At 55.4% G+C, this 13,467-nt stretch carries 12 protein-coding genes; 7 read left to right on the top strand and 5 right to left on the bottom strand.

Going from position 1 to position 13,467, the window contains the following annotated elements; translation table 11 throughout:
* Nucleotides 1-246 precede the first annotated feature (246 nt).
* The 4 genes from ACZ5RG_RS10440 to ACZ5RG_RS10455 all read left to right on the top strand — a co-directional run bounded on the left by ACZ5RG_RS10440 (nt 247) and on the right by ACZ5RG_RS10455 (nt 7,264).
* The gene (locus tag ACZ5RG_RS10440) at nt 247-2,982 is read left to right on the top strand and encodes a hypothetical protein (protein WP_464446995.1); all 2,736 of its coding nucleotides are present in this window, start codon (nt 247-249) and stop codon (nt 2,980-2,982) included.
* A complete protein-coding gene (locus tag ACZ5RG_RS10445) occupies nt 2,979-5,561 on the top strand; it encodes a hypothetical protein (protein ID WP_464446996.1) in 2,583 nt (860 codons plus the stop codon). The genes ACZ5RG_RS10440 and ACZ5RG_RS10445 overlap by 4 nt, the downstream gene beginning before the upstream one ends.
* An 80-nt stretch (nt 5,562-5,641) precedes the next feature.
* On the top strand, nt 5,642-6,280 hold the full coding sequence (locus ACZ5RG_RS10450; RefSeq protein ID WP_298597933.1) for a trimeric intracellular cation channel family protein: 639 nt from the start codon (nt 5,642-5,644) through the stop codon (nt 6,278-6,280).
* Between the two features lie 21 nt (nt 6,281-6,301).
* The gene (locus tag ACZ5RG_RS10455) at nt 6,302-7,264 is read left to right on the top strand and encodes a DMT family transporter (RefSeq protein ID WP_409418245.1); all 963 of its coding nucleotides are present in this window, start codon (nt 6,302-6,304) and stop codon (nt 7,262-7,264) included.
* A gap of 20 nt (nt 7,265-7,284) precedes the next feature.
* Here the strand turns inward: ACZ5RG_RS10455 and ACZ5RG_RS10460 are convergent, their stop codons facing one another.
* From ACZ5RG_RS10460 to ACZ5RG_RS10470, 3 genes are all read right to left on the bottom strand, one after another.
* Nucleotides 7,285-7,605: a hypothetical protein gene (locus tag ACZ5RG_RS10460; protein ID WP_298597930.1), complete on the bottom strand. Its 321-nt coding sequence runs from the start codon at nt 7,603-7,605 to the stop codon at nt 7,285-7,287.
* Nucleotides 7,606-7,787: 182 nt separating this feature from the next.
* Nucleotides 7,788-8,789 carry a sodium-dependent bicarbonate transport family permease gene (locus ACZ5RG_RS10465; RefSeq protein WP_464446997.1) on the bottom strand — a complete coding sequence of 334 codons (1,002 nt, stop codon included), beginning with the start codon at nt 8,787-8,789 and terminating at the stop codon, nt 7,788-7,790.
* 15 nt (nt 8,790-8,804) lie between these two features.
* Nucleotides 8,805-9,035, bottom strand: coding sequence for a TFIIB-type zinc ribbon-containing protein (locus ACZ5RG_RS10470; protein ID WP_464448202.1), 231 nt, complete (start codon nt 9,033-9,035; stop codon nt 8,805-8,807).
* Here ACZ5RG_RS10470 and ACZ5RG_RS10475 point away from each other — a divergent pair.
* Both ACZ5RG_RS10475 and ACZ5RG_RS10480 read left to right on the top strand, forming a co-directional pair.
* Nucleotides 8,928-9,236 carry a hypothetical protein gene (locus tag ACZ5RG_RS10475; protein ID WP_464448224.1) on the top strand — a complete coding sequence of 103 codons (309 nt, stop codon included), beginning with the start codon at nt 8,928-8,930 and terminating at the stop codon, nt 9,234-9,236. The genes ACZ5RG_RS10470 and ACZ5RG_RS10475 overlap by 108 nt on opposite strands.
* Nucleotides 9,237-9,253: 17 nt before the next feature.
* Nucleotides 9,254-10,147, top strand: a complete 894-nt coding sequence (locus ACZ5RG_RS10480) for a LysR family transcriptional regulator (RefSeq protein WP_464446998.1) — start codon at nt 9,254-9,256, stop codon at nt 10,145-10,147.
* A 56-nt stretch (nt 10,148-10,203) separates the two neighbouring features.
* Here ACZ5RG_RS10480 and ACZ5RG_RS10485 read toward each other — a convergent pair whose 3' ends face one another.
* Nucleotides 10,204-11,151: a TerC family protein gene (locus ACZ5RG_RS10485; protein ID WP_298597917.1), complete on the bottom strand. Its 948-nt coding sequence runs from the start codon at nt 11,149-11,151 to the stop codon at nt 10,204-10,206.
* A 226-nt stretch (nt 11,152-11,377) separates the two neighbouring features.
* Here ACZ5RG_RS10485 and ACZ5RG_RS10490 point away from each other — a divergent pair, with 226 nt between their 5' ends.
* Entirely contained in the window at nt 11,378-11,908 is a 531-nt protein-coding gene (locus tag ACZ5RG_RS10490) for a DUF2062 domain-containing protein (RefSeq protein WP_464446999.1), read from the top strand.
* Nucleotides 11,909-11,965: 57 nt separating this feature from the next.
* Here the strand turns inward: ACZ5RG_RS10490 and pcaF are convergent, their stop codons facing one another.
* The gene (gene pcaF, locus ACZ5RG_RS10495) at nt 11,966-13,168 is read right to left on the bottom strand and encodes a 3-oxoadipyl-CoA thiolase (protein ID WP_464447000.1); all 1,203 of its coding nucleotides are present in this window, start codon (nt 13,166-13,168) and stop codon (nt 11,966-11,968) included.
* Nucleotides 13,169-13,467: the final 299 nt, after the last annotated feature.

A 13,467-nucleotide genomic window follows, 5' to 3' on the forward strand; every position in this document is an offset into this window, starting at 1 on the left:
TCACTGTCGTGCCCGGCTCGACCGGGCATCCATCGCTGCCGAAGCCATGGACGCCCAATCAGATGGAGATGACAGATATTGAGACAGGAGAAATGTTCATGGATTCATCGGCCGAAGTGACTAAATATAGAAATATCATGAAAAACAACAAAAAATAATATTTTTAATTTATTTCAAATTTTTTAATAATTATAATTATTGCAAAAAAGGTAATATCCCCAGCACAAACAACTAGCGGGGAGCCCCATGTCAGAAGATCAAAAAGCCACCAAAGACATCACCATCAATCTGGATGAATCTGATGTCAATAGCAACGTCGATCAGGGGGGCCTCGTGCAGCAGGCTTGCTACACGAAATTAACTGACGAAATCAAGCGCGATCTGGCCAAAAAAATCGAACACAAACAGAACACAGGCTACCCCATGGGCAGTGGCTTCGTTTACTTTATCGATGGCACCCGGGGCGCGGGGAAAACCACCTTTTTGCAGACCGTGTACGAATCGGCAGCCGGTGCTGTGAGTGGCGAGCTAAAGCAACTTGCCTACATTGATCCCAGCCGCATCGAACAATCCGAAAACATCTTGCTGTTTGTTCTCAAGGAGTTAAGGCAGCAAGTGGACGATCAACTACAAGGGCTTTCTACACGTCAAGCTGAAACTGACTATGCTGAATTTCGCAAGAGTTTCAAAGCCATTGCAGGCGGTCTTAGTCTCTTTCAAAATGGCCATGACCAACTGAAAGACTTGGATGCAGACTTGTTTTTGGACTGGGGCCTGGAGCGTGTGGGCGATAGCGCGGCACTGCGTGACAACCTGCACAAGTTAATCAGCATCACCTGCAGAATCTTGAAAGCCAAGGCTTTGCTGCTAGCCTTTGACGATGCCGACACCAACGCATCCAGTGCGATGAAGGTGCTGGAGTGCATCCGCAAATACCTGGACACACCGCAACTGGTGATCTTGGTCACGGGCGATATGGAGTTGTACTCGCAACAAGTACGTGACCACTTTTACGAAAGCATGGGCAGGCACCTCACATCAATGGACGGCGAGCGGCGCGTGCAGCGCACCAAAATGGTCGACCACCTGGAAGACCAATACCTTCTCAAACTCTTTCCTATTCGAAGGCGCATCCAATTGGGGCCGATCTGGAATTTGATTGATGCATCAGAGCGTAGCCAAGAACAAAGCATCCAACTGAGCTGGAAACATGATGGTGTGTCGAATTCTCGATCCATCAAAAGCGTCATCAATGAGTTGATTCGCCGAGGTTTGCGGGTAAAAAGCACGCACGACATTGAGTTGTATCGTTCGTATTTGCTCAAACAGCCGATTCGTTCAATATTGCAGGTGCTCTCACGCTGCGCAGAACATTTATCCAAGACGGACTATGCCGGCGATGCATCAAAAGACTGGGATGAATCGCTTTCAGAAAAGCTCAGCGAAGGCTTGAGGTCCATGGCACTGGGCAGTTTTTATAAATATGGAGTGGATGTAGATGCGATTGGCGCGCTGGAAATGCCCGCCTTGGTCGATGCCGTATTTGAGCTGGTAGTGCGCGATGGAGAGTTTGATACCGGTGCCTATCTGCGCCCCCAGTCCAGAGATGCAGCACTCAATAGCAGCTTTTCTTCGTTGGCCACTGACGTGTCAAGATTTTGCGCAAACAACCCAAACAACTTGCTTTTGTACTTGTTTGGGGGACCAGGCAGCGTGGCACTTTGGGGTCAGGTAGTAAGTCAAAATAATAAGGCAATCAAAGGTGGGCAAATCAAGGTCGATGAATTGCGCACCGAGTTCAAAAATTACATTGGGACCGGACGCAGGGAAGATGCCTTGAATTGGGCCTGGCACACCAGCACCCTACTTACCGACCCCTATGCCGCAAGCCCCAAGAAAAAAGTAATTTATTGTGGTGTCATTGGACTTAATAAGCGCCAACCAAAACATGCAACAGGGGGACAAACCGCCAGGTCAGCGATCAAGGTGTGTGCGAGAAACAATTCATTTCCTGCATTTGCATTCAGCCTGATTGATGCATCTGGTCCAGGTGTTGGTGAATATGCATCCATCTTTAATATTTTGGGATTGATGGGCCGTCTGTTAAGTCTTACGAGTCCAAGTCTAGAAGAGTTGAACGTTGATATTGGTAAAGAATTAGCCAAGGTCTACCAAACACCCACCATCTCGCGCCCAGGATGGCAAGGCAGGGAGGAGAGTACGGTGGATGATGAATCAGAAGAAGTTGCACCGAGCGAAGATGTTGGCGAGCAGCTTGAAAATATGACTGAGAGGGTTACCAACTGGCTCAACGCTACTTATAAATTGCGAGCAAACCTAAAGCCTTCAGCTGTAATGATTGGAAAGATCTGGACTCGTCTGTATTTCAGCCTTGAGAAAGTCGCTGATGAGGGTAATAAGCTGGGGGCGGCCAGCTTGATGGAGTTATTTGCGCTGTGCGTGATCAATGCCTTTTTGGTCGAAGAGTTAGATCACCACTTACTTGATCTGAGAAGTATTACGACTGAGCCCAATGGCAACCTTTCCCAGGTAACTGCTGACGGTCAAATGAAGAGGGAGAACCCCGTGAGCTCGCCCAAAGAATTTGCAAACAAATTCAGCAATTCAACGTTTAATGAAAATGAGCTGCCCCTGACCTTTTTGATTGCCAGTTGCCCATTGGTATTGGGTTTACTTTCGAAAGACAAAAATAGCCAAACGAAGAAGGTGAGTAAAGCAGCAGTAAGCTCAAATAGTATTTACCAAGTAATGATTGAAAAATTATCAGGGTATGGAGCCAGTCTAGAATATCTCTGCAACATCAATGCCTGGAATCACATCGAAAAGTCTTATATAGCTGGCCAAAAATGGCCCGCACCCAAACTCGCAAAATCACCTGATTTCTTAACCATGGCTGAAATCATTGGAAGGAATCGTACCAATCCAGAGTCGGGACCAAACGAACCCACAGAAGCCCCATGACACCCCAATTAGAAGAATTGGGGTGCGCGGCGTGCAGCACACTTGCCACCTCGCTGCTATCCAGCTACAGGGTGCTGAATCTCATCATGGGCAGGCCGTTTCTTAAGCCCATACGCGACAGCGACTTTCAAGAAGCCGTTTACCTCACATATCAACCCTGGGCGGCGCGGTACCCGGACCACGTTTTTCGCAGCGCCTGGGAGAAATTTGTCAGCGATGGCCGGGCCGCTTTGCCCATCAAGGACAAGGGCGATGAACCGCATTGGGCAGCTATGGCATTGCGTGTGATTGCTCAAGAGTTCTTGGAACCCAAGCATGGCACGATGGTGGTGAAGCTGAACAAGTTTGGCGCTTGGCAGCAAAGTGTGTTGAGCCGCATATCCGGGGTGCCCGTGCAAGCGGCAGCACAGTTTGACGCAGTGGGCTCGGCCTACGGGGCGGTCACTAAGGCCGGCATACGGGGTATTCAATCGGCAAGCCCGTCGCTGCGCGACACGCCCAACCGGGGGCTTTGGGCATCGCCTTTGCTCAGCCCGCACGATGCCATGGTGGAAGACTACATTGATCGCGAGGGTCTCCATGAAACACATTTACACCTGAGTGGAAGCACCCATGCAGAGGCTTGTTGGCTTAGGGCCTTGCGGGCGCCCAAGGCAGAAGCCAAAGACTTCACCAGGGTTTGGGCCAAAACGACCGATGCAGAAACGCTCAGGGTGCAAGAGCTCATCCGTGCCATCAACCCAGATTTCAGCCCCAGTGTGTTCGAACAACAGTTGCGGATAGCCGCCAAATTGCGGCAATGGTTGGTGCTGGCGGCCAATGGCCGAATAGCCCCAGACCAGCCATTGCCAAGGAGTTTTGACGCATTGGCTTCAGGGTCTAAGTTCGATGCGTCCGACTTGCTCCATCTGCAATGGGCGCTCTCTCCAAGCAGCAACAGCCAAGATGAAGTGGCCTGGATCAGCGCATTGCTGGCCCACCTCCAAAGCAAGCCCAGTGGGGTTTTGGACAGAATGTTGCTGTGCTACTTGGTGTTGCAAAACCAGTATTACCGGTTATTGGTGCAAAGCGAAGAGCAGTTTGGTTTTGACCAATTTCAGAAAATCACTTACACAAAGCTGCGTGATCCGACAGAGGAAAATTTTCTGCACCGCTTTCAGGTCATGCATGGCCAACAAGCCCATCGCAGCCGAACGGGCTATTTGGAAGGACGTTTTGCGCCCAAAGACAGTCTGATCAAAAACACCGAATTGTTTCAGTCCATTTTGGGCGGTTATTGGCAATACCTTGGTCCTGAGCCAAAACTGGGCGAAGACCGACGCAAAACACCCCACACGATGAGCAAGTTGCTCGAAAAGCTGGACGAGCATTTCGGAAATGAAGTTCGCGATAACCGTGCCCGTCACCGCTTGGCACTGGCGGCGCACTTTGTCAAAAAACCCTGGAGCGCAGAACCGGCAAAAAAAGCAGGGCCTTATCGGTTTTTCGCACTCCGCAAAGATGTGGAGTTGAGAGCTGCCGCTTTGCTGCGCACTCTGAAGGCATACCCTCGCCTAAGCCAATGGGTACGAGGCATAGACGCAGCCGCAAACGAACTGCATGCGCCACCAGAGGTATTTGCAAGTTGCTTTCGCATGTGCCGTCAAGCGGGTTTGACGCACCGTACCTATCACGCAGGCGAAGATTTTCCGCACCTGCTAACGGGCTTGCGGCACATGCTGGATGCACTGGAGTTGCTTGATTTGCGCGATGGCAACCGCATCGGGCACGGCACCGCCATGGGCATATCGCCACAACTCTGGCTGGGCCGCATGCCGGGTGAGTTGCTATTGAGCAAGGGCGAATGGATGCTGGACTTGCTGGGCGCCTGGCGTTTGCTGCGGCGTTTGCCCGATGCAAGCAAAGAAGTGAACCGGGTTGAATGCGCGTTGGCACAGTCAGCCAGCTTTATTTTTGGGCGCGATGTGAGCTGTGCGGCGCTAGAGCGTGCCATGGCGCTGCGTCACCTAAACCCTCACTTTGTCAGGGCTTCGCAAAACAACCGCTGGAGCTGGCAAGCTGCAACCATGAACGATCTTTGGCGTTCAGAAGCCAAATTGGTTCACGAGGCCAAAAGCCACAGCCAGGAAGACCTTGATTTGCTGTGGACCTGGCAAAGTGACCCTGGTCTTTGGAAGCGCAGCGAGGCCATGCACGAAGTGCCAGCAGCCTTTTTTGATGCGCCGACACTGCTGCGCCTGCAACAAGTGCTTATGGCCGAGGTGAGCTACCGCAAGGTGGTGATTGAGACCTTGCCCTCAAGCAATGTGCGAATCAGCCACTACCAGAATTTTCAGGAACACCACGCTTTGCGGTGGATGCGGGTGCCCGGTCATGCGGTGTCGGGTGATCCGGAAATCATGGTGTCTTTGGGTTCGGACGACCCTGGTATTTTTGCGGGTGACCTGAATGGCGAGTTCTACCAACTTTATGCGGCATTACGCAAAGAGGGCATTGGCGACAAGCCCGCACTGGATTATTTGGCCACGGTCAACGAGCGTGGTCGCCAATACCGATTTCATGATCCTTTGCTGTTTTAAAGTTGCGGAGTTTGAAAGTGCGTGGATTCACATGGCGGTGAGTCTGATCGAGGTTATTAACAAGCCCGATAATCCCAGCCATGTACGGAATTCAATCCTGGGGTGACACCCTGCGCTTGCTGGTCGAGTTGTCGGCGACCGCAGCCTTTGCCCTTTCTGGCCTGATGGAAGCGGCGCGCAAGCGGCTCGATGCGGTCGGCGTGTGTGTGGTGGCATTTTTGACTGCGTTTGGTGGCGGCACGCTGCGTGATTTGCTGCTCGACCAACGCCCCTTCTTTTGGGTTCAACACACCGAGATGCTCTGGGGCGTGCTGGCCCTGTGCGTGATGGCCATGTTGTTCATGCGCCAACGGCATTTTGAGGTCACAGAAAAAGCCATTCTCTGGCCCGACGCGCTGGGCCTGGGCCTGTTCACCGCAACGGGTGTACACCACGCGCTGCAAGCGCTCATGCCCGGCGTGGTTGCGGTGCTGATGGGCCTGATCACCGGGGTGTTTGGTGGCGTACTGCGCGACATGGTGTGCAATGAAATCCCCACCGCCTTCAAGGACCATCGGCCCTATGCGGTGTGCGCCTTTGCAGGGGGCTGGACCTATGTGGGCCTGTGGACCCTCGATGCACCCGGCTGGTTGGCGCTGCTGGGCTGTCTCGTCGTGACCGTGGGCTTGCGCGCCTTGGCGCTTTGGCGCAACTGGCAATTACCCGCCTGGCGCGCCTGAATCACCGACGCCTGAAACCCCATGAACCCAAACGCCCCTGCCTTGCTTGGCGGCCTCCTGTTTTCGCTGGCGGCCGGGCTCATGTGGGGTCTGGTGTTTGTAGGTCCCTTGATGCTGCCCGAGTACCCCGCCGCGCTGCACACCTTCGGCCGCTATTTGGCCTTTGGCCTCATCGCGCTGCCGCTGGCATTTGTGGACCGCGCTGACATCCGACGTCTCAGCCGCACCGACTGGCTCGCCGCACTCAAGCTGGCCGCTATTGGCAATGTGCTTTATTACCTGTTCCTGGCCAGCGCCATTCAGCGTGCCGGTGGCGCGCTGCCCACCATGATCATCGGCACTTTGCCCGTGGTGATCGCCATCTCGGCCAACGTGCTCAACCACCAGCGTGACGGGCGGTTTCCTTGGCTGAAACTCGCCCCCCCGCTGGCGCTGATCCTGCTGGGCATTGCCTGTGTCAACCATGTGGAATGGACGGCCCTCGTGCAAAACCCGGCGGGCGACACAACGCGCTACATCACGGGTGCCGTGCTGGCCGTGGGCGCGGTGGTTTGCTGGACTTGGTACCCCCTGAAAAACGCCGACTGGCTGCGCGGCCACCCCGACCGCAACCCCCGCGTCTGGGCCACAGCGCAAGGCCTGGCCACCTTGCCGCTCGCCCTGCTGGGTTATGCCGCTTTTTGGCTGTGGACGAGCGTCACCCACGACCCACTGCCCATGCCGCTGGGGCCACGCCCATTCGAATTCATCGGCCTCATGATGGCCATTGGCCTGTTCGCTTCTTGGCTGGGCACGCTGTGCTGGAATGCGGCCAGCCAACGCCTGCCCACCGCGCTGGCCGGGCAACTGATCGTGTTCGAAACCTTGGCGGCGCTGGCTTACGCCTTTTGGCTGCGTGGCCAATGGCCCGAACCACTCACGCTGACCGGCATTGCGCTGCTGGTGGCGGGGGTGATTGGCGGCGTGCGGGTCAAAGCGGTTTGAAGCACCAACGCCAACGCCACTCAAAACTGACGCCACACCACCAAGCCCACAGACTGGCGGCCAATGACGGGCATGAGCCCGTACCGGTCCATCCACCACGCGCCCAAAGCCGCCCCCGCGATGTGCGAGGCCATGTCCAAATAGGCACTCGAGCGCTTGGCACCCTTCGATATTTGGTAGCTCTCTGAAAGCACGATGCCCGCGCTGCTGACGGCAAAACCGATCCATGCGCGGTCCTCTGAATCGCTGTAAAACCGTGTGACAGCTCCCGCCAACAAGCCCCCGCCTGCGGCGTGGGCCAGTTCGCTGCTCAACCCGTCATAGGCATGACAGGTGCCCATGAGCCCGCAAAGTACACCTGCCCAGAATTTTTTCACAGCCAACGCTCCATTCACGGCACCCAAGACAGATGCCCAAGATGCAGAACACCGCACCAAGCGGCCTCTGCCAGTTGTGAATTTATAAGCTGTGCAATTCAAATAAACAGTGCGGCACCGCACTTAAAAGTGGGGCACTCAAAACCTCACGCCAATACCTGTTGTGCGGCCAGCAGATAGAGCGGGATACCCAACAAAATATTGAACGGAAAAGTAAGCCCCAAGGACATGCCAAAGTACAGCGAGGGGCTGGCCTCTGGAATGGCATGGCGGATGACCGCGGGCACCGCAATGTAAGACGCACTGGCCGACAACACCATCAACAAGGCACCGTTACCCGCCGACATGCCCAACGTCCATGCCAACAACAATGCCAAGCCGGCATGAACCAGGGGGCCCAGCACGGCATACACCACGAGCCAGGGCGATTGCCCTTTGAGCTGCCCCATGTTGCGCGCCGCCAGCAAGCCCATATCAAGCAAGAAGAAGGCGAGCATGCCTTTGAACAGGTCCACAGAAAACGGCTTCATGGCCGACTGACCCGCTTCGCCCGTCATCAAACCAATCAGCATGGCGCCAAGCAAAAGCAGTTGTGCACCGTCCGTCAGCGCTTCGTGCAATATTTTCCCCAGTGGCGGGTTGCTGCCGAGCAGCGGCTTCTCGCCACGCTCAGCCAAGTCGGGGCCAGCACGGCTGTTCATGCGGCGACGCACATGGTTGGCCATGACCACCGCGAACACGATTGCTGGCGACTCCATCAGGGCCATGGCAGCCGCCATGTGGCCACCAAATGCCACACCGTGGTTGTCCAAATACTGCGAGGCCGTGATGAAAGTGACGGCACTGACCGATCCGTAAGTGGCAGCAACGGCCGCCGCATCAAAGCCTGACAAGAAACGGCGCAACACCACGTAACCGATCAGCGGCACAGAAAATGCCATAGCCAGTGCAGCCCCTAAGTCCACAAGGACGCCAGGGGTCAGCCCCGACTGAGCCAAAGCAAACCCACCCTTCAGGCCCAAGGCCATGAGCAAATACAGAGACAAGAAACGGGAAATGGGTGGGGGAATTTCCAGATTTGACTTCAAAGAACCGGCCAAAATGCCGAACACAAAGAACAAAATGGCGGGATCGGTGAAGTTGCTCATTTCAATCTCCAAGCATCAGTCAAAGATCTCGTGCAACCATGACTTCTTGCGCTTGTACCCGTCTCTGTCTCCGTAGCCAAAGCGCTGATCCCCATAAGCTGGCTGATGAGGCGGCGTTGGGGCGCTTTGGCCGGCCTGATGCATCGGCGCAACTTGTACCGGTGTCACCGCGACAGCGCGCTCGAGCAATTTGTCCAGCTCGCCACGGTCCAGCCAAATGCCTCGGCAGGCTGGGCAATAGTCGATCTCGACACCCTGGCGCTCGGCCATGACGAGAGGGGTGTCAGTGCAGGTGGGACATTTCATGATGACGCCTTTGAATTTGGACAAACGAAGCATTGGTTTAAAGCCGTTGCAGATTTTTCAGCAGTGATTTTTCGAGTCATTGGTGCTGGAATTTTACCGCTCCAAATAGCAATGAAAAAGCAGATAATTGCTGACTCATAATCCCGAAAAACCTCATCATGCGCACCACCTTTAACTACAAGCATTTGTATTATTTTTGGGTTGTTGCCAAGGAAGGCGGCATCACCCGGGCTGCAGACAAACTCGACATGGCCGTGCAAACCGTCAGCGCCCAAGTGCGTGAACTGGAGCGCTCGTTGGGTTACGCCTTGCTCAAACCCTCAGGGCGCGGACTGGTGCTGACCGATGCGGGACTGGCGGCCATGCAGCAAGCCGATCAAATTTTTCAGTTGGGTGAAGACCTGCCATCCAAGGTCCGAGACGCCGTCAGCTCACCCACCGTGCGTTTGGCGGCAGGCATCTCTGACGGCCTGCCCAAGCTGGTGGTGCGCCGCCTGATGCAAGCCGTGATGGGCGAACCTAATTTACGATTGATATGCCACGAAGGAGAATTTGACAGGCTGTTGGGTGACTTGGCCCTGCACCGCCTGGACGTGGTCTTGTCAGACCGCCCCGCTCCGAGCAATGCCAACATCAAGCTGTACAACCATGCACTGGGCTCGTCAGCCGTGTCGTGGTATGGCAGCGCAGCGCTGGTCAAGTCGGCCAAAATCAATTTTCCAGCCAGCCTCGCCGAAGTGCCTGTGCTGCTGCCCACTGGCCACACCGCGGTGCGCACCCGACTGGACCACTGGTTCGAGCAACATGCCATCACACCTCGCATCGTGGGTGAGTTCGAAGACAGCGCCTTGCTCAAAACCTTTGGTGAAAGTGGCATGGGTGTGTTCCCAGCCGCCGAATGGGTACACGACGAGTTATTGGCGCACTACGACGTGCAACGGCTGGGACCGTGCGAAGGCGTGAAAGAAAACTTCTTCGCCATCGGCACCGAAAAGAAAGTGCAACACCCGCTGGTTCAGCAGCTTTTGCAAGCCACAAACTCAGCCGACTGAAAAGAAAAAAGCCCCCGGTACGAATGACACGGGGGCTTTTGGAGACACGCTGCGCTTCAGGACTTGGCAGAGCGCACGCTCAGCAGCATGGTCGCGGCCAAGATGCCCACCACCACACCCAAGGAAATGCCCACTGGAATCTTGAACACGTCAATCAAGCACATCTTGGTGCCGATAAACACCAGGATCACGGCCAGACCGTAGTTGAGCAGGTGGAACTTGTTGGCCACAGCCGCCAACAAAAAGTACATGGCACGCAAACCCAGGATAGCGAACACGTTGCTGGTCAAGACGATGAAAGGGTCCGAGGTGATGGCAAAAATCGCCGGTATCGAATCCACGGCAAAGATCACGTCGGTCAATGCGATCAAGCAAATGACCATGAACAGGGGTGTTGCGATCTTCTTGCCGTTTTCAAAAGTCCAGAATTTTTCACCATCGTAATTCTGGCTGACAGGCAAAACTTTGCGCAGCAACTTCAGCGCTGGGTTGTCTTCTAGGTCGGGCTCCTGGCCCGCTGCCCACCACATCTTGACGCCCGTGAGGATCAAGAAAGCGCCAAACACATACAACACCCAGTGGAACTCTGACAACAACCAGCCCCCCACCAAAATCATGAGGGTGCGCAGCACGATGGCACCAATGATGCCGATCATGAGCACACGCTTCTGGAAATTTGTGGGCACAGCGAAATAAGTAAAAATCATCAAGAAGACAAAAATGTTGTCCACTGCCAATGATTTTTCAATCAGATACCCGGTGAGAAACTCCAAAGATTTGGTGTTGGCGATCTCCACCGAACCCGTGGTGTCCTTGATAGCCCACCAGAACAAACCGTTGAACAAGAAGCTGAGTGCGATCCAGATCAGTGACCAGTTCAGCGCTTCTTTGACGCCAATATCATGCGAGCCCTGTTTTTTGAGCACCACAAAATCCACAAACAGCGATACCAGCACGATGGCCACAAAAGAAGCCCAGAGCCACAGGGGCGCGATGGTTTCCATAAAACACCTTTGCGTTATTAAAGACAATTCAACGGTCAAAAAGACCTGCATTAGCGGGTGAAAGAGGCACCCTGTCACGCGCTAACTACACCGATTAACCTCATTTATTTTACTGAGTTACTTAACATGACACTCTTGAAAAAACAGAATGTAGCACTTGGAATTGGTGCTGTTAAATAACGCTCGCAATGGGCAACATGCACGGAATCTGTCCACTGGATGTGCCATGTCCCTTTTCAACTCACTGCGGTCGCTTGTGCAAAAAGCCATGCCCACCCGCGAAACCCTTGCACAACACAGCTGGCTCCAACCGATCGCTCACCAGCTGCTGCATCCACAATTGTGGCGACTGCAACACGAGTCGGTGGCAAGGGGCGTGGCGATTGGGACTTTTTGGGCGTTTGTGATCCCGCTGGGTCAAACTTTTGCGGCGGCAGCACACTGCACTTGGTGGCGAGGCAATATTCCAGCGGCAGCCATCATGACCATGCTCACCAATCCTTTGACATTCGGTTTTTGGCTGTGGTTGGCTTACCCTGTTGGCAGCTTTTTTCTAGAGCTGCCGATCACCCCTGACGCCTTGCCGACCATGGGATGGGGTGAAAGTTTGCGGGAAATCGGTGGCCCTGTCCTGCTGGGCATGGGGATTTTTGGATTCGGCGGCGCCGTCTTGTCTTACCTGTTGGTCAAACTGAGCTGGCGCATCCGGGTGGCATTTAAACGCCATCGGTCCAATGTACGCGCATCCAGGGGCTGATCGGTCATCCCTGGCTTAGCTGAATGGTGACCCCGGGCTTGACCCAGGGTCCATCCCTCAAACCCGCTCGATGATCAGTGCAATGCCCTGACCCACGCCAATGCACATGGTGCACAGCGCATAGCGGCCTGCTGTTTGCTGCAAACGGTTGATGGCCGTGGTGGCCAGGCGGGCACCCGATGCCCCCAGCGGGTGACCCAAAGCAATCGCACCGCCCCAGGCGTTCACGCGGGCATCGTCGTCTTTCAGACCCAACATGCGCAGCACGGCCAGGCCTTGTGCGGCAAAAGCTTCGTTCAGTTCGATCACATCCATGTGGTCGATGGTCAAGCCGGTTTGCGCCAACACCTTGAGCGTGGCAGGGGCCGGGCCAATGCCCATGACGCGCGGTGCCACACCGGCTGTGGCCATGCCCACGATGCGTGCTTTGGGCGTCAGGCCGTTTTTGGCGGCGGTGGCTTCGTCGGCCAACAACAAGGCGCATGCGCCATCGTTCACGCCCGAGGCATTGCCTGCGGTCACGGTGCCGTCCGGACGCACCACGCCTTTGAGCTTGGCCAGCGCTTCGAGGCTGGTCTCACGTGGGTGTTCATCGGTGTCCACCCAAACAGCATCGCCCTTTTTCTGGGGGATGCTCACGCCCACAATTTCACGGGCCAGATGGCCGGCCTTGATGGCAGCCACCGCACGCAGCTGGCTGTTGTAGGCCATCAGATCTTGCGCTTCGCGTTCAATTTTGTAGTCGGTCGCGACGTTCTCGGCGGTCTCGGGCATCGAGTCAACGCCGTACTGCGCCTTCATCAGTTTGTTGACAAAGCGCCAGCCAATGGTGGTGTCATAGACCGCGTTGTTGCGGCTGAAAGCGCTCTCGGCTTTGGGCATCACGAAAGGAGCGCGGCTCATGCTCTCCACACCACCGGCAATCATCAAACCGGCCTCGCCTGCCTTGATGGCGCGAGCAGCGGTGCCAATCGCGTCCAAGCCCGAACCGCACAGGCGGTTGATGGTGGCGCCGGGCACATCGACCGGCAAACCGGCCAGCAAGCTGCTCATGTGGGCCACGTTGCGGTTGTCTTCACCGGCTTGATTGGCGCAGCCGTACAGCACGTCGGTCACGGCGGCCCAGTCCACATTCGGGTTGCGGGCCATCAGGGCACGCAAGGGCACAGCGCCCAAATCGTCCGCGCGAACGCTGGACAGAGCGCCACCGTAACGGCCAAATGGGGTACGAATCGCGTCGCAAATGTAGGCTTGGTTCATGTTTTGAGTCTCCGAATTGATGTTGCATGCATTTTATTGCATGTTTTGATGCTGGGCTGAATTGATTTTAGGTGTTGAATCCGCAATGGGTACGGGCGGCACTGCCCGGGCTCAGAGGCGCTTCGCTTTGCCACATCGCCCGAACAGCGCCGCCCGTACCCATGGCTCGTTGCGTGGCCTTGTGATCGCAATCTCCCACACAAGTGTGATGGGGTCAGGGGCCGGGGTAATGTGGCAAAGCGAAGCGCCTCTGAGCCCATTCCCTATGGCCCCATCTCAGGCTACCCAGTGCAGACATG

The sequence above is a fragment of the Limnohabitans sp. TEGF005 genome, from assembly GCF_055394835.1.

Excerpts from the sequence above, each read along its gene's own strand:
- ACZ5RG_RS10440 (WP_464446995.1), top strand. The coding sequence starts at position 247 with ATGTCAGAAGATCAAAAAGCCACCAAAGACATCACCATCAATCTGGAT.
- ACZ5RG_RS10445 (WP_464446996.1), top strand. The coding sequence starts at position 2,979 with ATGACACCCCAATTAGAAGAATTGGGGTGCGCGGCGTGCAGCACACTT.
- ACZ5RG_RS10450 (WP_298597933.1), top strand. The coding sequence starts at position 5,642 with ATGTACGGAATTCAATCCTGGGGTGACACCCTGCGCTTGCTGGTCGAG.
- ACZ5RG_RS10455 (WP_409418245.1), top strand. The coding sequence starts at position 6,302 with ATGAACCCAAACGCCCCTGCCTTGCTTGGCGGCCTCCTGTTTTCGCTG.
- ACZ5RG_RS10460 (WP_298597930.1), bottom strand. The coding sequence starts at position 7,605 with ATGGGCACCTGTCATGCCTATGACGGGTTGAGCAGCGAACTGGCCCAC.
- ACZ5RG_RS10465 (WP_464446997.1), bottom strand. The coding sequence starts at position 8,789 with ATGAGCAACTTCACCGATCCCGCCATTTTGTTCTTTGTGTTCGGCATT.
- ACZ5RG_RS10475 (WP_464448224.1), top strand. The coding sequence starts at position 8,928 with ATGCATCGGCGCAACTTGTACCGGTGTCACCGCGACAGCGCGCTCGAG.
- ACZ5RG_RS10480 (WP_464446998.1), top strand. The coding sequence starts at position 9,254 with ATGCGCACCACCTTTAACTACAAGCATTTGTATTATTTTTGGGTTGTT.
- ACZ5RG_RS10485 (WP_298597917.1), bottom strand. The coding sequence starts at position 11,151 with ATGGAAACCATCGCGCCCCTGTGGCTCTGGGCTTCTTTTGTGGCCATC.
- ACZ5RG_RS10490 (WP_464446999.1), top strand. The coding sequence starts at position 11,378 with ATGTCCCTTTTCAACTCACTGCGGTCGCTTGTGCAAAAAGCCATGCCC.
- pcaF (WP_464447000.1), bottom strand. The coding sequence starts at position 13,168 with ATGAACCAAGCCTACATTTGCGACGCGATTCGTACCCCATTTGGCCGT.